Origin of the sequence: Sneathiella limimaris, assembly GCF_012932565.1 — a bacterium.
Classification (GTDB): Bacteria; Pseudomonadota; Alphaproteobacteria; order Sneathiellales; family Sneathiellaceae; genus Sneathiella; species Sneathiella limimaris.
Map to the genome: position 1 here is coordinate 2,086,481 of NZ_JABBYJ010000001.1, position 18,409 is coordinate 2,104,889.

The following is an 18,409-nucleotide window of genomic DNA, read 5'->3' on the forward strand; positions in this document are numbered from 1 at the left end:
TTTATAAGGTTTTTTATAAACTCCGTATCACTCTGCTCCCACAAGACCCCCAAAACGTTGATTGAAAACTGACGATGCGGCCGGAAGGCCACCGTCACTGGTTTCGAGGGTTTTGAGAAGATGCGTTTCCGCATCTTTCCAGACCAGTTGATAGATATCGTGAAAAATTTCCCGTGCCCTGTTTCCGTGCCACCCATTTGGTAGCAGTGTTTCCGGCAACATGGGATCACGAAGCAATGCGCGGCGATACTCATGGACCAACAGTGTGCGAATGAAAAAGGCATCCTGAAGATCTATGTCACCCTCTTGCTGGAGGCTTTTGAGGATCGGCTCAAAATGGGTAATGAAATCCGTATACCCTTTTTCGATCTCATCAAGGTTCCAGCCTTTTTGAATAATGATATGGGCAGATGGCTCCTCTGCCAGGGCAAACTCTTTTCCCCGGATGAAGGAAACATGCGACATGACGCCCAGATCCGCAACCAGCTCCGTGACTTCAGCAGGGGAGGTCGTCGGATGGGCAAAAATACCGGCCCCCAGGTCTCCAAACCCAAGCCAGCCCAGCTCCATTGTCAGTTGCCGCCGCGTCTCATCGTCCAGCCGTCGTCTTTCCGTGAAGATCAGGGTCCAGGCACCGTCCCAATCCTGCGGTAGATGATTGTAAATTCTTTTGGTCGCTTCTTCGAACCGCCGGGCACCGCTTTGCGTTAAGGTGTAAAAACTCTTTCGCCCTTGCTGGGAGCTTTCCAGAAGCTGATCATTTTTGAGGCGGAAAACGGAGGTTCTGACGGCCCGTTCGTTGAGACCGAAACAGGCGACAAGATCGATCAGGCTTCCAAGCCAGACAGTCCCGCCATGTGGGGCAATTGAATCCCCCCAAATCGTTACTAATAAGGAGCGGGCTTTTAGATTCAGCCGCTCAGGCAATCTTTCAAGATGCCGGCTGATGGCCGACTTCGTGTCACTCATCCTGTCATGCCTCATTTGTCGTCAGGGATTTAACCCCATTCGACGCCCGTAAATGCTGTTACATAAAATGATACGTCAATCACAATGCGTTGTATCATATTGCGGGATTTTACTTTCTGGTTCCAGTGGAAAATTCAGGTAACCAGTTCTCTTGCGAGGGAGCTGTGTTCTGCGATCAGGCTTGCCATATCTAAACCTGGGATCTCTCCATTTTTGAGCCGCCATTTTCCGCTGACCATCACATGATCCGCCTTATGTGCCCCGCAAAGAAGCAAGGCTGCCAGTGGATCGCCGGCACCGGAAAAGCGAGGTTCATCCAGTTTGAAGAGCGCGATATCGGCGGCCATTCCTACTTCGAGCTTGCCGATATCGTCACGGCCGAGGCAGCCGGCTGATCCTTCGGTTGCCATTTTGAAGGCTTCCAGGTGGGTCATTTCATTGGCTGGATAACGCAGTCGTCCGATCAGCAGTGCTTGCCGCACTTCCTGAATAAGGTTGGATCCGTCGTTGGAGGCGGAGCCATCCACCCCAAGTCCGACGGGAGAGCCCGCTGCCGTGAGTTCCAGCGTTCGGCAGATACCGGAACTCAGAACCATGTTCGATGATGGGCAGTGGCAGATCCCGACGCCAGCCTTACCCAGACGTTGGATCTCTTCAGTTTCAAAATGAATGCCGTGGGCCAGCCACACATCATCAGTCAGCCAGCCGACACTTTCCAGATAATCAAGCGGACGCAGGCCAAACATTTTTTCACAAAATGCCGTTTCATCATGTGTCTCCGCCAGATGGGTGTGCAGGCGAACACCATATTTTCGGGCCAGTTCAGCCGATGATTTCATCAATTCTGTACTCACTGAGAAGGGCGAGCAGGGCGCCAGTGCGATTTGCACAAACGCATCCTCTCCCGTCTCATGATACCGCTGGATCAACCGCTCGCTATCTTCAAGGATGGTTTCTTCATCCTGCACAGTGCTCTGTGGGGGCAATCCGCCCTGATCCTCCCCAAGGCTCATGGATCCGCGGGTGAGGGTAACTCGAAGCCCCATTTGTCTAGCGGTATTTGCCTGAATATCAATGGCATCGGGCAGGGCTTTTGGAAACAGGTAATGATGATCCGCTGCTGTCGTACAACCGGACAGCAGAAGCTCTGCAAGCGCCAGGCGGGTCGAAAGCTCAATCATCTTTGGGCTCAGCCTTGCCCAGATAGGGTAAAGGGCCTTCAACCAGGGAAACAGCGGTTTGTTGAGCGCTGGCGGGCAGGCCCGTGTCAAAGTCTGATAGAAATGATGATGTGTATTGATCAGGCCGGGTAGCACAACGTGATTGCTGGCATCCAGGATCTCAAGTTCTGAAGTTGGCACCGAGGATGGCACTTCACCTTTGCCAACAAGTTCAGCAATCTTCCCATCCTTGATCACCAAACCGCCTTCAGCGTTCTCAGCCAGGATGCCCAGCGGGGTCTTGATCCACACAGCCATATAAAGGATACCTTAAAGTCGTAAAGACCTGAGAATAGGGTGCGTGTCTGAAACGCGCAAGCAACAGTCAGTTATCCTGGAAAGAAATTATATGACTATAACTGTTGCCCTATTTGGATTTTGAGCTTAGGTTCTGAAATTATAATCACAGCTTATTTCTAAAAGTGGTTTTTTACAGTCATGCCCAGCTTGGATAACATCGAATTATTATCGGTACTCAGCCCGGTAGAACGTCAGGCGTTGGCCGCGAAATGCAGCTGGAAGAATTATTCCTCTGGCAAGCAGATTTTGGAGCGGTCTAGCACGAGCCGCGATGTTTTCTTTGTTGTTGAAGGCACCGTCAATATTGTTAATTTTGGCGTATCCGGGCGTGAAGTGGCTTATGCAAGTGTGGAAGCGGGCCAATATTTTGGTGAGCTTTCCGCCATTGATGGTCGGCCTCGTTCCGCCAATGTGATTGCCAACAAGGAATGCCTGCTCGCCTCCCTTTCCCCAGATAATTTTGCGGAACTGTTGAAAGAGCATCCTGAGGTTTCCATTCAGGTGCTGGAACGGCTTGCCCGAATTATCCGGGTCAATGATGAGCGGATCCTTGATCTCTCTACTCTGGGGGCGGTGCAGCGGGTGTGTCAGGAACTCTTGCGAATGGCCAAACCGGATCCGTTAAATGCCGATAGCTGGTTGATCTATCCAATGCCAACCCAAAGCGCGATTGCCAGTCGGGTATCAACGACACGGGAAACCGTTGCGCGTGTGCTCGGGCAGCTTACCAATGAAGAACTGGTCTTCAAAAAAGGCAAGAGCCTCTATTTGAAAGATCGTGCTCGGATTGAGGAAATGATCAGCAATCTGGCGTCTTCCACCAGTAACGTGGCGCGCTAATAACTCTTTATTCTTAGAGCTTTAACGTCATTTCTTGAGGTAATTCTCAATACCCTTAGCGGCGCCCAGTCCTGTGGCAAAACAGGCTTGCAGCAGATAGCCACCAGTCGGCGCATCCCAGTCCATCATTTCGCCGGCAACGAAAATGCCGGGCATGTCTTTGACCATTAACTCCGGTGTCAGGCTCTCTAGTTTGACGCCGCCCAAACTGCTGATCGCCCGCTCAATCGGCCGGGCTCCAGTCAGGGTGATGGGCAGGTTTTTGACTGCGGAGATAATCTCCTCATTTGTTTTTAGCTGATCGCCAGCGCGTTCATGGAGCAGGGCAACAATATGCGGCGGCAGGCCGAGAGCTTTTCGCAAATAATTGCTAAAGCTCTGTTTTCCACGTGGGCTCTCTAGCTTGACCCGCAAACGATCTGCACTCATGTCAGGTTTCAGATCCAGATGGACAACGACTGGCTCATTCTCCTCGCTTTTCTCCCTATCCAGATCCTTTACCAACTCCCGGCTAAGGGCATAAATCGCACCACCCTCCAATCCGTAGTCAGTCAGGATCAGGTCACCGGGCACCACTTCATCCTGATACTTGACCCGGATGTTTTTCAGGGCCTCGCCGCTATATTTGGAAATCAGGTAAGCGGACCAATTCACTTCAAATCCGCAGTTCATGGGCAGGAAAGGGCGGATATCTATCCCTGCATCTTTCAGAGCCGGGATCCAGTTGCCGGTGGAGCCAAGGTGGGGATAGCTGAGACCACCCATCGCAAAGAGCGTGGCATCGGCGCTAACCAGTTCAACGGACTCTTCGCTTGTCTGGAAAATCAGATCGCCTGTTGGGGCAATGCCTGTCAGGCTGTAGCCGGGATGAAAGGTGACCCCTTGATCCAGTATTCGTTTTGACCAGGCACGGATAATCCCGGTTGCCTTCATTTCTACCGGAAAGACCCTGCCACTGGTGCCAACGAAGGTTTCAACGCCCAGACCCTCTGCCCAGTCCCTAAGCTTTCGGGGGTTGAAATCGGTGATCAGTGGTTTGAGAAAGTCTTCTGCCGGACCGTATTTAGACAGGAAGCTCTCCAACTCCTCGCTATGGGTCAGGTTAAGGCCGCCGCGACCCGCAATCAGGAACTTTCGCCCGATGGAGGGTTTATGATCAAACAGATGCACATCCAGCCCGTCAATCCGGCTCAGATACTCTGCCGCAAACAGGCCCGCAGGGCCGCCACCGACTATCACAACTTTTCGCTTTTGCGCTGTCATTGCCTATCTCTCGATCGAATTGACGGTTACGGATTTGATGAGCGCCCAGACTGGCATACCAATTTCCAGTTTTAATAAATTCAATGATTTCAATGTAATTGCTGCATTTAGTTGAATGCCCACATCAACTTTAAGAAAAACAGTTCCAGATCCGGTTTTTTGAATATCTGTGACTTTTCCTTTTAACCGGTTAAGTGTCGATATTAGGTTTATGTCCTCAGTGGCGATCGTTATGTCTTTGGCCCTGAGACGAATTCGAACTGGATCACCGATCGCTTTTTGGCTGAGACCAGTGACCTCAAGCAATCCAGCATCCGTCTCCAACTGGGTTAGTTTGAGCTCCGGATCCTGATGGGCAATCGTTCCATTAAAAACGGTGCCGATCTCAAGACTATCATCGGTGAGTGCCAGATCATGGCGGGAGAGGATTTCCCCCGTTGGTCCGGCAGCAAGACATTTGCCGCCTTCCAGCAGGATCAGATTATCGGCCAGACGCATCACCTCGGGCAGGGCATGGGTAATATAAAGAATGGTCAGGCCGTAGCTGTCCCGCAGCTTCTCAATCAGGCCCATAATGTCCTGTTTGATGGCACTGTCCAAACTGGCGAGCGGCTCATCCATGATAATCAGGTCCGGCTCACTTAAAAGCGTGCGGCCAATGGCAACCCGCTGACTTTCCCCACCTGAGAGGTTCACCGGCTTGCGGTCCAGTAAATCTGCAATCCCCAAAGTGTCGACAATTTCATTGAAATCCAGCTTTGGCGATGTTGGCCGGCCATAAAGCAGGTTTTTTCGAACGCTTAAGTGGGGAAATAGAAGATGCTGTTGAAATACATGACCAATTTTCCGCGCCTCTGCTTTCACATTGAGGACGGCACCGCCATTGGGTCCGCTTTCGAACAACGGGCGGCCAATCATTTCAATCATGCCCTCATCTGGCGTATCCAGCCCGCTCAGCAATCTCACCAGCTGGGTTTTACCTGCGCCTGAAGGGCCGAAGATGGCCGTGATCCCGGGCTCAACGGTTAATTCGCAGTCCAGCGTAAAGGGGCGGAGCTTTTTGACAATCCGGGCGATCAGCATAGATCAGCTCTCCTTCGTCCGGGCCGGGCTCCGCCGGACTAGATATTCAGAGAGAGCGATAGCCGCAAAGGAGATCAGGACAGAGATCAGCACCAGTTTAAGGATCTTGTCCTCGCCCCCTGGAATTTGAATGAGGCTATAGATGGCTATCGGCAGGGTTCGTGTTTCCCCCGGAATGTTGGAGACAAATGTAATGGTTGCCCCGAACTCTCCAAGCGCTCTGGCGAAGCCAAGGGTCATTGCCGAAATGATGGCTGGCAGGATTAGGGGTAGGGAGATAGTCCGAAAGATGTGAAGCCTTGATTTACCCAGCATCTGTGCCGCTTCCTCAAGTCTGGGATCAAGCGCTTCAATTCCGGTGCGCATGGCCCGCACCATCAAGGGATAGGACATGACGGCCGCTGCAATCACGGCGCCTTTCCAAGTGAAAATGAGGGTGATGTCAAAAACGCTATAGAGCCAGCTACCGATGGGCCCGTTTTTGCCAAGCAGAACAAGAAGAACATAGCCTGTCACCACCGGCGGTATAACAAGCGGCAAATGAACGGTCGCGTTGACAACCGATTTCCCTGGAAAGTCACAGCGCGCGAGGAGCCAGGCCATGGCAAGAGACGGGATCAGGTTTACGCCTACACACCAGATCGCCACTTTTAAGGAGAGGGAGATGACCTCCCATTCAGCCGGGCTCAAAGACATTCGCCTCTCTATTTCTCTCCATAAAGCTGGTTGGGATCGATTTCCACATCAGCGATAATGCTGACCTGACCATCGCTGACTTCATTATAGAAGCAATTCCGCCGCCCTGTATGGCAGGCAACGCCCTTTTGATCGACCAGCAACAGGATCGTGTCCCCATCGCAATCGACGCGGAACTTGACCAGTTTCTGCACCTGACCAGAACTTTCACCTTTTCGCCACAGCCCTTTGCGGGACCGGGACCAGTAGCAGACCTGTCCGGTTTGCAATGTCTCGTCAATTGCATCCCGGTTCATCCAGGCCATCATCAGGACTTCGCCTGTATCATGCTGCTGGGCGATGGCCGGAATGAGGCCATCACTATTGAATTTCAGCAGGGTATCCAAATCAGTCATTCTCTTGCCTTTAAAAGCAGAGGCAGGGCTTAGCTCGCCGCCGCCAGTTTTTCAAAACCTGCGGATAGATCCGCCATCAGGTCTTCAGGATCCTCAAGACCGATATGAACCCGGATCAATGGGTTGGAGTTGTCCCAGGTCGTCGCGGTCCGGTAGCTACTGGGGTCAGCATAGATGATCAGGCTTTCATAACCACCCCAGCTATATCCCATGCCGAACAGCTCCAGATTATCCAAGAAGGCTGCCATAGCCTCTTTTGAGCAGGCTTTCAGCCGGAAGGAAAACAAGCCTGACGCCCCAAGGAAATCTCGTTTCCACAGATCATGCTGCGGATGGCTTTCCAGGGCAGGGTGCAATACAGAATGAACTTCGGGACGGTCTTCCAGCCATTTGGCGATCTTGATTGCATTTTCCATATGCTGTTTCAGGCGCACAGACAGGGTGCGAAGTCCCCGCTGAGCAAGATAGACATCATCGGGTCCCGATGTCTGGCCCATCTGGTTGGCGGCCGCTTGCAGGGCTGGCCAATGCTTTTCGGTTGTGGTGACGGTTCCGATCATGACGTCAGAATGACCAACGATATATTTGGTACCAGCTTGAATGGATACATCAACACCATGCTCGAAAGGCTTGTAAAATAAAGGAGATGCCCAGGTGTTATCCATTATGACAACGGCACCATGCTGGTGGGCAATTTCAGCGATTGCCGGAATATCCTGCATTTCGAATGTTTGCGAGCCGGGTGATTCTGTAAAAATGACGGTTGTGTTGTCCTGAATCAGCTCTGCGATTCCTTTTCCGATCAATGGATCGTAATAAGTCGTTTGTACGCCAAACTTTTTTAGAACCGTCTCACAGAACTGCCGAGTAGGATTATAAACACTGTCCGTAACCAGAATGTGATCGCCGGATTTGACAAAAGCCTGAATGGCAAATGAGCAAGCTGCCAGACCAGATGGAAAGACCTGAGTCCGGTATCCGCCTTCCAGATCTGCAACTGCATTTTCCAGTGACCAGCTAGTTGGAGTTCCGATCCGTCCGTAGGTGACAACTTGCTTACCTTCCGCACGGTCCCTGTGGGCTTGCTGCAATTCGGCAAGGGATGAATATAGAACGGTGGAGGCATGATAGACGGGTGGATTGACGATCCCGAAATTGTCTTCTGGGTTCCGGCCACTGACCACAATTTTTGTTTCGTCTTTCATGTTTAAGCAACTCCTGTATCACTGTTTTGAGTGTGTCTTGAATAGAGGAATAATGAGACCCAGAAAAGGGAGAAATTATTAGGGTTAATTTTATGGAAAATTGATCGACCGGTCAAAAAGTGTAAATTTTCCGTTGACGGGTAAAGTAAAAATATTATCGTTTTACCCATACAAGGTCCGAAATTGGGAAAAAGGGCTTTGTGGGCGATTGCCCGTTTTTGCCTGGTCAAGGACTACCAGGTGAATTGAAAATAGAAAACTGACAGGAAGGTTATTTTATGAAAAAAGCGAGCTTTTTAGCTGTCGCTGCTACAGCTACTTTGATGGCCGGTGCTGCTTCTGCAGGCACATTGGACGATGTTAAGGCCAAAGGCTTTATTCAGTGCGGTGTGACAACAGGTCTTGCTGGCTTTGCAGCTCCGAACGACCAAGGTGTCTGGGAAGGCTTTGACGTCGACTTCTGCCGCTCTATGTCTGCAGCCATCTTTGGTGATCCGGACAAAGTAAAATACACACCAACAACTGCAAAAGAACGCTTCACAGCTCTGCAGTCTGGTGAAATTGATGTTCTTGCTCGTAACACAACATGGACACTGACACGTGACGTGAACCTCGGTTTCGAGTTTGTTGGCGTCAACTACTACGATGGTCAGGGCTTCATGGTTAAGAAGTCTCTTGGCGTTTCTTCCGCCAAAGAACTTGACGGTGCACGGGTTTGCCTGCAGTCCGGTACAACAACTGAGCTGAACTTGGCTGACTACTTCGCTGCTGAAGGCATGAAGTATGACTCAGTTCTGTTCGACACAGCTGACGAAGTACGGACAGCTTATCTGGACGACAAATGTGACGTTTACACAACTGACCAATCTGGTCTGTATGCACAGCGTTCCGTTGTTCCAAATCCAGACAACCACGTTGTTCTTCCAGAAGTGATCTCCAAAGAGCCTCTTGGTCCACTTGTTCGCCACGGCGACAACCAGTGGGGTGATATTGCTCGTTGGGTACTGAACGCATTGATCAACGCTGAAGAAATGGGCATTACATCTGCAAATGCCGCTGACATGAAAGGCAGTGCAAATCCAGGTATTGCTCGTCTGATGGGTGCATCTGGCGATCTGGGTGAGCAGCTTGGCCTGTCCAACGACTGGGCATACAACATTGTATCCATGGTTGGTAACTACGGTGAAATCTTTGAAAAGCACCTGGGTCAAGGAACTCCACTCAAAATTTCACGCGGTCTGAACGCTCAGTGGAATAAAGGCGGTATCCTTTATGCACCACCTGCACGCTAAGTCGACTTAGTGGGGGATTAAAGAGTGTGTGTCTCAGGTGAGGCATGCACTCTTTTTGTTTTTTGACTTAAGTGAATTACTCCTGGAAGGAGCTGCCTTATGACTGCAGATGTCTCGGGCCAAAGTGGAGTAAGTCTATGGCGTGATCCGAAAATCCGAGCGATTTTCTTTCAGGTCCTCGTACTAGGCCTATTCCTTGCTTTTGTACTTTACGTTGGCAACAACACCATTATTAACCTTGAGAAACGGGGAATTGCCTCAGGGTTTGGGTTCTTGAGCCAACCTGCCGGTTTTGATATCGGCGTTGTCCTATTGATGGACTTTAATGCGCAGACCTCCACACACGGGGATGTGCTTCTCATCGGCATGATCAATACCCTTGCGGTATCCTTTGCCGGTATTGTTCTGGCAACCATTATCGGATTTATCTTCGGTGTTTTGCGGCTATCCAATAACTGGATGGTCAACAAAATTGCCGCCGTTTACATTGAAGTGGTTCGAAACATTCCGTTGCTGGTGCAGTTGCTGTTCTGGTACGGCGCGGTGGGTGCGTTCCTGCCCGGCGTTAAAGACAGTATTCACCTTTCTGAGAATGTGTATTTGAATATTCGCGGGCTCGCCTTTCCGAAAATTATTCCGGAAGCCGGGTTCATGATCATTCCGATCGCTCTCATCATTGGTATTGTTGCAACTGTCTTTGTTTCCAAATGGGCACAGAAGCGGCAGGATGCTACCGGTCAGCCATTTCCGACTTTCTGGGCCGGTCTGGGGTTGATTATAGGGTTGCCGATCATCGCTGCACTGGTTTCCGGTATTCCGTTCTCAATCGAAGATCCGAAATTCGGTCGCTTCAATATTCAGGGCGGTTGGTCACTGGAGCCTGAATTCCTGGCCTTGCTGCTGGGATTGGCGATCTATACCGGCTCTTTCATTGCGGAAATTGTCCGTGCCGGTATCAATTCGGTTAGTCACGGCCAGACAGAAGCTGCCAACTCATTGGGATTACATCCGAATAAGACCATGCGTCTGATTATTCTGCCGCAGGCTCTTCGGGTTATCATTCCACCTTTGACCAGTCAGTATCTGAACTTGACCAAGAACTCCTCATTGGCCACCGCAGTTGGCTATCCGGAGATTGTGGCCATCTTCAGTGGAACGTCCTTGAACCAGACTGGCCAGGCGATTGAAATTATCGCGCTGACCATGTTGTTCTATCTGGTAATCAGTCTTCTGATTTCCCTGTTCATGAACTGGTACAACAAGAAAATCGCATTGGTGGAGAGGTAAGCTATGGCTATTGTAAAAACAGAACGCCATCCGGAAATGCCGCCACCGGTATCCCAGACGGGCGTTATTGGCTGGCTGCGGGAGAATTTATTCTCCAGTTGGCTAAACTCGATTTTGACCTTGGTCTCTCTTTATGTGGTTTGGTGGGCTGTATCGCATCTCGTCAGCTATACGATCATTGATGCGAATTTCCTTGGTTCAACCAAAGCGGATTGTACTGGGGAAGGCGCCTGCTGGGTCTTTATTAAAGAGCGGTTTGGTCAAAACATGTATGGGTTCTATCCGGTAGATGAACGCTGGCGGGTGGATCTTGGATATATTCTCGGGGCGATCGGGTTGTTCCTGGTTCTCTCTGATGTGGTCAAGGACAAGAAGTGGCCTGCCATCTTCCTGTTCCTGATTTATCCGGTTGTTTGCTACTTCCTCTTCTACGGAGGAGTTGGACTGCAGGTGGTTGAAACCTCTGAATGGGGTGGATTGTTCCTGACCCTGGTTTTGGCCTCGGTGTCCATTTTTGTGGCTTTGCCGCTTGGGATCGTTCTGGCGCTTGGGCGTCGCTCGACCATGCCGGCCGTTCGTATGATGTGCGTTGGATTTATCGAACTGATCCGTGCGGTTCCGCTCATTTCCGTGCTGTTTATGGCGTCAGTTATGCTGCCGCTGTTCCTGCCGGAAGGACAGAATTTCGATAAACTGGTTCGGGCTCTTGTAGGTATGTCCCTTTTCTCCGCAGCTTATATGGCTGAGGTGATCCGCGGTGGCTTGCAGGCAATCCCGAAAGGACAGATGGAAGCTGCCAAGTCTCTTGGACTTGGATATTGGCAGGCCATGGCATTTATTATTCTGCCGCAGGCCTTAAAAATTTCCATTCCGGCCATCGTGAATACCTTTATCGGCTTGTTCAAGGATACAACTCTTGTCCTGATCATCGGCCTTCTGGATCTGCTTAGCATCGTGAAAGGTGGTCTGGCAGATACCAAATGGCTGGGTCTCGCGACTGAGGGTTATGTCTTTGTTGCCGCCGTGTTCTGGGTATTTTGTTTTGGCATGTCACGTTACAGCATCTGGTTGGAGAACAAACTCCACACCGGACACAAACGATAGGAGGCCGCGATTATGAGTGAAGCAGCCATGAGTAAATCACAGGAAGATGCAGCCATTCAAATCATTGGCATGCATAAATGGTACGGAGACTTCCATGTTCTTCGGGATATCAACCTGACTGTTGAACGGGGTGAGAGAATTGTGGTTTGTGGACCTTCCGGGTCCGGTAAATCCACAATGATCCGCTGCATCAACCGTCTGGAAGAGCATCAGCAGGGCCAGATCATCGTTGATGGTATTGAACTGACCAACGATGTGAAGAAGATTGATGAAATCCGCCGCGAAGTCGGCATGGTGTTTCAGCACTTCAATCTGTTTCCGCATCTGACGGTTCTGGAGAACTGTACGCTGGCGCCGATTTGGGTTCGCAAGACCCCAAAGGCTGAGGCGGAAGCCACTGCCATGAAGTTCCTGGAACGGGTAAAGATCCCGGATCAGGCGCTTAAATATCCGGGGCAGCTTTCCGGAGGTCAGCAGCAGCGTGTGGCGATTGCCCGTTCGCTCTGCATGAACCCGCGGATCATGCTGTTTGATGAACCAACTTCTGCTCTTGATCCGGAAATGATTTCCGAGGTGCTCGACACCATGATCAGCTTGGCGGAAGAGGGGATGACAATGGTTTGTGTGACCCATGAAATGGGCTTTGCGAAAACCGTTGCTGACCGGGTTATCTTCATGGACCAGGGTGAAGTGATCGAGCAGGCACCACCTATCGAATTCTTCGAAAACCCACAAAGTGAGCGGACGAAACTCTTCCTCTCACAGATCCTGCATAACGGCTAAACCAGCCTTATTCGGACAACAGAAAACCCCGGTGGCAACGCCGGGGTTTTTTGATTCTGACCCTTATTCACTTTAGAGGTGTGGCTGCAATAAAATTGCAACATATGAGGGAATAGTTATGTGCCTTATGGTTCGTTTTGGATGGAATTGCTAAAATTTTCATCAAATTTGCGGCATGGGGTGGATTTTTCTTTTCTCATGTACCAGTTAAAGGATAGTATTTGGAACAGTAGGTACAAAATGAAACGCTATATCTGGTATGTGGGAGAATTGGATATGCGACATAAAGCCGTTGTGGGTGTTACACAATTATTGGCCCTACTTATCGGAATTGGTATTTCCTTCGGAATTGCCGCCGTGCTCGACGTTAAGGGCTGTGTAGCTGGTGGATACGGATTTTGTTTTCTCGATACGGTCATCGTGACCGCGATGGCTTCGGTTGCTTTTGTTGCCTTTGCCTTTGCGGCTCTTTTATGTAAGGCCTATTCGCAAGAGTAAGACCAGCACAGATCAAAAGAAGGTAGATGTACCAAAAGGCGCTTTTTCAGCGCCTTTTTGTTTGTCTGATAGGATCAGGGCTCAGTCCTTGATCGGGGCGATCGATAGGACTTTCTGCTTATAAGGAACATAGCCAAAGCGCTGATAGAGGGGCAGGGCCTTGGGATGGTCCAGTGTGCAGGTATTGACCGTCACGCATTCCGGCCCTTTCAGCCAGGCCTGTTCAATTGCCCAGTTGAGGAAATAGGGACCCAATTTCATGCCGATAAATTCGGGCATAATCCCGAAATAGGCCAGATCTACTTCCTTTGGGAATTTCTTGAAATTCAGCTCGCAATAGCCAGCCGGAACGCCCTTGATATAAAGGACATAGATTTCCGTATCCTCATCCTGAATGACGGTTTTGAGCTCCTCATCAGACAGAAGCTTTCGATCTACCCAGCCCCAGTTTTTGCCGACCGCATCATATAGAAAGCGATAAAAATCAACTGTGGGCTCTTCCGCCCGCTGAATAGCGTGAGGAATTGCCGGGACTGGAATGGCCTGCGGTTGCTGGCGCTCTGTCATTTTCAGGTACGTGATGGTGACCGGCCAGGACCCGTCCGGGTTCGGCTCCGGTTTTCGCATAATAGGCATGGGACTTATTCGGCTCCTTTTTGAACCGGAAGCGTTTCATCCAATGCCCATTCAGTCCAGGACCCATCAAAAACCGCCACATCCCGGTGTCCCAGCATATGAAGGCCGAAGGCCAGAACGCAGGCCGTAATGCCGGAGCCACAGGAAGTGATCACAGGCTTTTTAAGGTCAATGCCTGAGGCTTCATACGCCGCTTTCAGCTCATCTGCAGATTTTAAGGTTCCCTCACTTGTCAGTAAGTCGTTGAATGGCAAGTTATAGGAGCCAGGGATCCGGCCTCCGCGAAGTCCTTCGCGGGGTTCCGCCTCAGTTCCTTCAAAACGGCCTTTTGACCGGGCATCCAAAACTTGAGCCTTTTGGCTGTCAATATTGGCAAGGACCTGGTCTTTCTCCTTCACCAGCAGATTATTGATGCGCGATGTGAAATGCCGTTCTATCGGTTTCGTTGGCAAATCATCAATGGCCCGGCCTTCCGCCTGCCATTTGGGTAGACCACCATCCAGAATGGACACATCGTCATGACCAAACAGGCGGATCATCCACCAGGCGCGGGCGGCACTGCGAATACCAGATCCATCATAGACGATAATCCGGTTGCCATCGCCAAGCCCCAGTTTCCGAAGTTTGCTGGAGAATTTCTCTGGTGCCGGGATCATGTGAGGCAGAGAGCTATCGGTATCGGCAATATCATCAATATCAAAGAAAACAGCACCCGGAATGTGGGCCGCTTCGAACTCGGCTTTCGGGTCCCGATTTTCACCAGGCATGTACCAGGAGGCATCCACAATACGAATATCGGGGGAAGAAATATTTTGGCTCAGCCATTCAGTGGAGACAAGGGACGTAGGATTAACGTAAGACATGATTTCTCTTTGCGCGTTTCGAACTGATTTTTCTTAGTCTTCAAACATTAGGGAAACACGGCGGTTTTGACGACCCTTTTTTTCAATTTTTCGAACCCGGACCCGGCCGATTTCCGAAGTGTTTTTGACATGTGTGCCGCCACAAGGCTGCAGATCCGTATCCTCAACCTTGATTAGTCGAATATGCCCACTGCCGCGCGGCGGCTGAACAGACATGGTTTTAACAAGATCTGGTTGCGCATCCAGTTCCTCATCCGTAATCCAGTCAGCGGTAACGGGCCGGTTCTCGGCGATTAGTGCATTCAGTTTTTCTGTAATTTCCTCTTTATCAAGCTGGGCTTCGGGAAGGTCAAAATCGAGCCGTCCTTTCCCGTCAGAAACCTGGCCACCTGTAACCGGGTAGGGCAGGACCGCAGATAAAAGATGCAGGCAGGAATGCATGCGCATCAAGCGGTGCCGGACCTCCCAGTTGATCTCGGCAGTTACCGTATCGCCAACCTTTGGCATCACCTCGTCTGAAGCGGGAACATGCACGACCTCTTCAGGACTGTCACCCTTGACAGTGGTGGCAATCTCAATCACGTCGCCACTGGCGAGGGTTATTGTTCCGGTATCGCCGGGCTGGCCGCCACCTGTTGGGTAGAACACAGTCTGGTCAAGGACGATGCCCCCTCTCTCGTTGATTGCTGTTACAGTTGCTTCACAGCTTGTCTGATAAGAGTCTTCGCGAAAAAGGGGTTTCGTCATGGGGTCCAGCTCCTGATGTTGGGCCGGTCTATTACCCCTCGATCCAAGGGGCGACCGGCAGATTATTTTGCCGGAGCATATCAACATCCATCAGCTTGCTAAAGTATTTTTGGGCGGTATCGCAAAGGATGGTGACAATGGTATGGCCAGGGCCCATTTCCTTGGCCATGCGAATAGCGCCGGCCACATTAACGCCTGAGGATAAGCCAAGTTGGAGGCCTTCCTTGATGTTAAGGTTATACAGAATTTCAAGCGCTTCCGCGTCGCTGATCTGGTAGGGCATGTCGACGTCCAACCCTTCCAGGTTGGCTGTAATCCGGCCTTGACCAATTCCCTCGGTGATAGAGCTCCCTTCGGATTTCAGCTCACCGTTCTTGTAATACTCATAAAGGGCTGCACCCATGGGATCAGCGATACCAATTTTGATGTTTGGGTTCCGATCCCGAAGCGCATCAGCCGTTCCGGCAAGGGTGCCACCACTGCCGACAGCGCAAATGAAGCCATCAACCTTGCCCTCTGTCTGGGTCCAGATCTCCGGCCCTGTGGTTTTGAAATGGCCCATTTTATTGGCCACATTATCAAACTGGTTCGCCCAGATGGCGCCTTTGTCGCTTTTCGCTGCCAATTCCTCTGCGAGGCGGCCGGAATAGCGGACATAGTTACCGGGGTCTTTGTATGGTTTGGCTGGAACAAGTCGAAGATCAGCACCGCAATATTTGAGCAGAGCCTTCTTCTCGTCAGTCTGGGTTTCGGGCATGACAATGACTGTTTTATAGCCCTTGGCGTTGGCCACAAGGGCAAGGCCGATGCCGGTGTTGCCTGCGGTTCCTTCGACGATAAGCCCGCCAGGCTCCAACAGTCCTTTGGCTTCGGCGTCTTCAATAATGGCAAGTGCGGCGCGATCTTTCACAGAACCGCCCGGGTTCAGGAACTCTGCCTTGCCATAGATTTCACAGCCCGTTGCCTCAGACGCACCGGTGAGCCGGATCAGGGGGGTGTTTCCGATCGTATCTACGAAATCTTTGCGTATTGTCATGATATTCTCTGCTCTGGGGACGTACTTAAATATATTTCACTAATTATCTATGTAATACTTTCATCACCTGCAAGCAAGGTGTGAAATTTTTCCGTGAAAATTTTCATATGTTCGCTTTCTTAACCTTTTGGTTAAGAAATCCTCCTTAAAATAGGTACCATATGGGGGATAGAATGGGACCGCTTGGCAAAGGGTTTTTGGCGTTTATGACAGATCAGCAGGATCACGAGAAAGAGGCTGAACCTCAACTCGAGCATAATTTCCTTTTCCAAAATCTGATGGATGGGGCTGCGATCGCGGTTGTTATCACTTGGGATGGTGAATTTCTCCTGGCCAATGAATATGCCCATGAAGTTTACGATATGCAGGGAAAATCCCTGATTGGTATGAAAACCGCCGATTTTCATCCGGACAGGGAAGAGCATGAAAAGTTTGTTGCTCTGATTGAATCCAATGATCGGGTCAAGAATTACCGCATGAATATGCTAAGTGCGAAGGGAAACCTCAAAACCCTGCTCTTCACCACCTCGCGCGGCGTTTATAAGGGTAAGCCTGCCTATTACACTGTCTTGCAGGATTTTACCGAACTGGTTCAAAGCCAGAAAGTGCTGCAGGATCAACGCTCCCAGCACCGGGAAGTCCTGGAGTTGATCCCCGACGGATTGCTGATTCAGGTCGGCGGTGTTGTCCGTTTCGTCAACCATAGTGCCCTGCAAACGTTCGGACTAGAAAACAAGACCCAGATTATCGGAACCCCGTCCAACGAATGGGCGGCCCCGCGTATGCGGCAAAAAATGCTGGATTTGCGTAGTCAGCTTGAGCGCGATGAGTCAACGGTCAATTACGATAGCTGGCATCGCCGTCTGGATGGATCTGAATTTCCCACCCATGTTTCCGCCCGCACAATTGTCTGGGAAGGGGAGGTTGGAACCCTCAACATCATCCGGGATATGTCTCATACCCAGAAATATATGGACGAGTTGCACCGCAAAGACCATGAGATGGAATTGGCGCAGGAAGTCGGCCAGATGGGGCACTGGCGCATTGTTCTGGATGGGCTGAAAGTAACGTGGTCTCGCTCTCTGTACGAAATTCATGGCATGGATCCTGACAAGGATGTCCTGACCATGGACAAGGCGGTTTCCAGGGTTTTCCCATCGGATCGGAAAATCATGATGGATGCCATCAATAATGCGATCCGAACCAAGGCGCCCACTCAGTATGAGGTCCGCCTCAGGTTGGGCGATGGGGAAATCCGCTATATGGCGGGTAAAATTATTCCTGAGATGAATGAAGATGGCTGGATTGACTCCGTCTTTGGCGTCTCCCTCAATGTGACGGAGCAACGCCTTCTGGAAGATAAGCTGCGCCAATCTCAAAAGATGGAAGCCGTTGGTCAACTGACCGGCGGTATCGCGCATGACTTCAACAATCTGCTGGCGATCATCCAAGGCAATGCGGAACTGTTGCTGGAAGAAAATAGTGTGCCGGGCCTGGACCGGAATAAAATGTTGAACTCCATGATTGCAGCCGCCGACAGGGGAGCCGAGCTGACACGAAACATGTTGGCCTTTGCCCGGGACCAGAGACTGGATCCTGTTGTCAGCAGCTTAAAAGAGCCGGTGCTATCAACCATTTCCATGTTGCGCCGAACAATCGAGGAAGAGATTTCCATCCTGACTGAATTGGAGGATGATCCCTGGAACTGCCGGGTGGATTTGGGGCAGCTTGAAAATGCCCTGATCAATCTGGTTCTGAATGCCCGAGATGCCATGCCTAAAGGTGGTGACATCACCATAAGTCTTGAAAATAGCGATCTTGCTTCAGGTTTGCAGGTCACAGGCGAATATATTCCGGCCGGACAGTATGTGGTGCTGTCGGTTGCCGACACCGGCATGGGGATTGAGCCCTCCAAGCTCGCTCATGTGTTCGAGCCGTTTTTCACGACCAAGGAAGTGGGGCGGGGAACCGGACTGGGGCTGTCCATGGTTTATGGGTTCATTAAGCAATCTGCTGGTTATGTCACGGTTCAATCGGAACTGAGTGAGGGAACGTGTCTGTCCCTTTATCTGCCGCGCATTGCGTAAAGATATTTTCCATCCAAAAGGTATCCCTATCCGTTTTAAACCCACTTTTCGCAGGTCCATTCTTCGGATCTGATCATCTCGCCTTTTAGGTTGTTTTTTGGCCTG

The 18,409-nt window shown here is 50.8% G+C and carries 18 protein-coding genes; 7 read left to right on the forward strand and 11 right to left on the reverse strand.

Translation table 11 applies throughout. From position 1 onward, the window contains the following. Positions 1-27: 27 nt before the first annotated feature. Positions 28-969, reverse strand: a complete 942-nt coding sequence (paaX, locus tag HH301_RS10120; protein ID WP_169568784.1) for a phenylacetic acid degradation operon negative regulatory protein PaaX — start codon at positions 967-969, stop codon at positions 28-30. Between the two features lie 134 nt (positions 970-1,103). Continuing rightward, positions 1,104-2,447, reverse strand: a complete 1,344-nt coding sequence (locus tag HH301_RS10125) for an 8-oxoguanine deaminase (protein WP_169568785.1) — start codon at positions 2,445-2,447, stop codon at positions 1,104-1,106. A gap of 180 nt (positions 2,448-2,627) precedes the next feature. Between HH301_RS10125 and HH301_RS10130 the strand changes: the two genes are divergently transcribed. After that, entirely contained in the window at positions 2,628-3,329 is a 702-nt protein-coding gene (locus HH301_RS10130; RefSeq protein ID WP_169568786.1) for a Crp/Fnr family transcriptional regulator, read from the forward strand. 27 nt (positions 3,330-3,356) lie between these two features. Here HH301_RS10130 and HH301_RS10135 read toward each other — a convergent pair whose 3' ends face one another. Genes HH301_RS10135 through metC form a run of 5 tightly spaced genes read right to left on the reverse strand, consistent with a single transcriptional unit; the run spans position 3,357 to position 7,971 of the window. Then, complete coding sequence (locus HH301_RS10135; RefSeq protein WP_169568787.1) at positions 3,357-4,592, reverse strand: BaiN/RdsA family NAD(P)/FAD-dependent oxidoreductase; 1,236 nt, start codon at positions 4,590-4,592, stop codon at positions 3,357-3,359. A 3-nt stretch (positions 4,593-4,595) separates the two neighbouring features. After that, entirely contained in the window at positions 4,596-5,675 is a 1,080-nt protein-coding gene (gene modC, locus HH301_RS10140) for a molybdenum ABC transporter ATP-binding protein (protein ID WP_169568788.1), read from the reverse strand. Between the two features lie 3 nt (positions 5,676-5,678). Next, a complete protein-coding gene (gene modB / locus HH301_RS10145; protein ID WP_169568789.1) occupies positions 5,679-6,371 on the reverse strand; it encodes a molybdate ABC transporter permease subunit in 693 nt (230 codons plus the stop codon). Between the two features lie 8 nt (positions 6,372-6,379). Beyond that, positions 6,380-6,766, reverse strand: coding sequence for a phosphoribosyl-AMP cyclohydrolase (hisI, locus tag HH301_RS10150; RefSeq protein ID WP_169568790.1), 387 nt, complete (start codon positions 6,764-6,766; stop codon positions 6,380-6,382). Positions 6,767-6,795: 29 nt separating this feature from the next. Further along, the gene (gene metC, locus HH301_RS10155) at positions 6,796-7,971 is read right to left on the reverse strand and encodes a cystathionine beta-lyase (RefSeq protein ID WP_169568791.1); all 1,176 of its coding nucleotides are present in this window, start codon (positions 7,969-7,971) and stop codon (positions 6,796-6,798) included. 278 nt (positions 7,972-8,249) lie between these two features. Here metC and HH301_RS10160 point away from each other — a divergent pair, with 278 nt between their 5' ends. The 5 genes from HH301_RS10160 (at position 8,250) to HH301_RS10180 (ending at position 12,935) form a co-directional block, all read left to right on the forward strand. Then, on the forward strand, positions 8,250-9,263 hold the full coding sequence (locus HH301_RS10160) for an amino acid ABC transporter substrate-binding protein (RefSeq protein ID WP_169568792.1): 1,014 nt from the start codon (positions 8,250-8,252) through the stop codon (positions 9,261-9,263). 99 nt (positions 9,264-9,362) lie between these two features. Next, positions 9,363-10,550 carry an amino acid ABC transporter permease gene (locus tag HH301_RS10165; RefSeq protein WP_169568793.1) on the forward strand — a complete coding sequence of 396 codons (1,188 nt, stop codon included), beginning with the start codon at positions 9,363-9,365 and terminating at the stop codon, positions 10,548-10,550. Positions 10,551-10,553: 3 nt separating this feature from the next. Beyond that, complete coding sequence (locus HH301_RS10170; protein ID WP_206378257.1) at positions 10,554-11,654, forward strand: amino acid ABC transporter permease; 1,101 nt, start codon at positions 10,554-10,556, stop codon at positions 11,652-11,654. A gap of 12 nt (positions 11,655-11,666) precedes the next feature. Then, entirely contained in the window at positions 11,667-12,437 is a 771-nt protein-coding gene (locus HH301_RS10175; RefSeq protein ID WP_206378258.1) for an amino acid ABC transporter ATP-binding protein, read from the forward strand. A gap of 240 nt (positions 12,438-12,677) precedes the next feature. Further along, complete coding sequence (locus HH301_RS10180; RefSeq protein WP_169568794.1) at positions 12,678-12,935, forward strand: hypothetical protein; 258 nt, start codon at positions 12,678-12,680, stop codon at positions 12,933-12,935. A gap of 81 nt (positions 12,936-13,016) precedes the next feature. Here the strand turns inward: HH301_RS10180 and HH301_RS10185 are convergent, their stop codons facing one another. Genes HH301_RS10185 through HH301_RS10200 form a run of 4 tightly spaced genes read right to left on the reverse strand, consistent with a single transcriptional unit; the run spans position 13,017 to position 16,217 of the window. Continuing rightward, entirely contained in the window at positions 13,017-13,571 is a 555-nt protein-coding gene (locus HH301_RS10185) for a GNAT family N-acetyltransferase (RefSeq protein WP_169568795.1), read from the reverse strand. A 5-nt stretch (positions 13,572-13,576) separates the two neighbouring features. Continuing rightward, positions 13,577-14,434 (reverse strand): 3-mercaptopyruvate sulfurtransferase, encoded by an 858-nt coding sequence (sseA, locus tag HH301_RS10190; RefSeq protein WP_169568796.1) that lies wholly within the window; start codon positions 14,432-14,434, stop codon positions 13,577-13,579. Between the two features lie 33 nt (positions 14,435-14,467). Further along, the gene (locus HH301_RS10195) at positions 14,468-15,181 is read right to left on the reverse strand and encodes an alanyl-tRNA editing protein (RefSeq protein WP_169568797.1); all 714 of its coding nucleotides are present in this window, start codon (positions 15,179-15,181) and stop codon (positions 14,468-14,470) included. A 31-nt stretch (positions 15,182-15,212) separates the two neighbouring features. Then, positions 15,213-16,217, reverse strand: a complete 1,005-nt coding sequence (locus HH301_RS10200) for a cysteine synthase A (RefSeq protein ID WP_169568798.1) — start codon at positions 16,215-16,217, stop codon at positions 15,213-15,215. A gap of 173 nt (positions 16,218-16,390) precedes the next feature. Between HH301_RS10200 and HH301_RS10205 the strand changes: the two genes are divergently transcribed. Beyond that, positions 16,391-18,304 carry a PAS domain-containing hybrid sensor histidine kinase/response regulator gene (locus HH301_RS10205; protein ID WP_169568799.1) on the forward strand — a complete coding sequence of 638 codons (1,914 nt, stop codon included), beginning with the start codon at positions 16,391-16,393 and terminating at the stop codon, positions 18,302-18,304. The last annotated feature ends 105 nt before the right edge of the window (positions 18,305-18,409 follow it).

Excerpts from the sequence above, each read along its gene's own strand:
- HH301_RS10180 (WP_169568794.1), top strand. The coding sequence starts at position 12,678 with ATGAAACGCTATATCTGGTATGTGGGAGAATTGGATATGCGACATAAA.
- HH301_RS10130 (WP_169568786.1), top strand. The coding sequence starts at position 2,628 with ATGCCCAGCTTGGATAACATCGAATTATTATCGGTACTCAGCCCGGTA.
- HH301_RS10165 (WP_169568793.1), top strand. The coding sequence starts at position 9,363 with ATGACTGCAGATGTCTCGGGCCAAAGTGGAGTAAGTCTATGGCGTGAT.
- modB (WP_169568789.1), bottom strand. The coding sequence starts at position 6,371 with ATGTCTTTGAGCCCGGCTGAATGGGAGGTCATCTCCCTCTCCTTAAAA.
- HH301_RS10195 (WP_169568797.1), bottom strand. The coding sequence starts at position 15,181 with ATGACGAAACCCCTTTTTCGCGAAGACTCTTATCAGACAAGCTGTGAA.
- modC (WP_169568788.1), bottom strand. The coding sequence starts at position 5,675 with ATGCTGATCGCCCGGATTGTCAAAAAGCTCCGCCCCTTTACGCTGGAC.
- HH301_RS10200 (WP_169568798.1), bottom strand. The coding sequence starts at position 16,217 with ATGACAATACGCAAAGATTTCGTAGATACGATCGGAAACACCCCCCTG.
- HH301_RS10135 (WP_169568787.1), bottom strand. The coding sequence starts at position 4,592 with ATGACAGCGCAAAAGCGAAAAGTTGTGATAGTCGGTGGCGGCCCTGCG.
- HH301_RS10125 (WP_169568785.1), bottom strand. The coding sequence starts at position 2,447 with ATGGCTGTGTGGATCAAGACCCCGCTGGGCATCCTGGCTGAGAACGCT.
- HH301_RS10170 (WP_206378257.1), top strand. The coding sequence starts at position 10,554 with ATGGCTATTGTAAAAACAGAACGCCATCCGGAAATGCCGCCACCGGTA.
- HH301_RS10205 (WP_169568799.1), top strand. The coding sequence starts at position 16,391 with ATGGGACCGCTTGGCAAAGGGTTTTTGGCGTTTATGACAGATCAGCAG.
- sseA (WP_169568796.1), bottom strand. The coding sequence starts at position 14,434 with ATGTCTTACGTTAATCCTACGTCCCTTGTCTCCACTGAATGGCTGAGC.
- HH301_RS10160 (WP_169568792.1), top strand. The coding sequence starts at position 8,250 with ATGAAAAAAGCGAGCTTTTTAGCTGTCGCTGCTACAGCTACTTTGATG.
- HH301_RS10175 (WP_206378258.1), top strand. The coding sequence starts at position 11,667 with ATGAGTGAAGCAGCCATGAGTAAATCACAGGAAGATGCAGCCATTCAA.
- HH301_RS10185 (WP_169568795.1), bottom strand. The coding sequence starts at position 13,571 with ATGCCTATTATGCGAAAACCGGAGCCGAACCCGGACGGGTCCTGGCCG.
- hisI (WP_169568790.1), bottom strand. The coding sequence starts at position 6,766 with ATGACTGATTTGGATACCCTGCTGAAATTCAATAGTGATGGCCTCATT.
- paaX (WP_169568784.1), bottom strand. The coding sequence starts at position 969 with ATGAGTGACACGAAGTCGGCCATCAGCCGGCATCTTGAAAGATTGCCT.
- metC (WP_169568791.1), bottom strand. The coding sequence starts at position 7,971 with ATGAAAGACGAAACAAAAATTGTGGTCAGTGGCCGGAACCCAGAAGAC.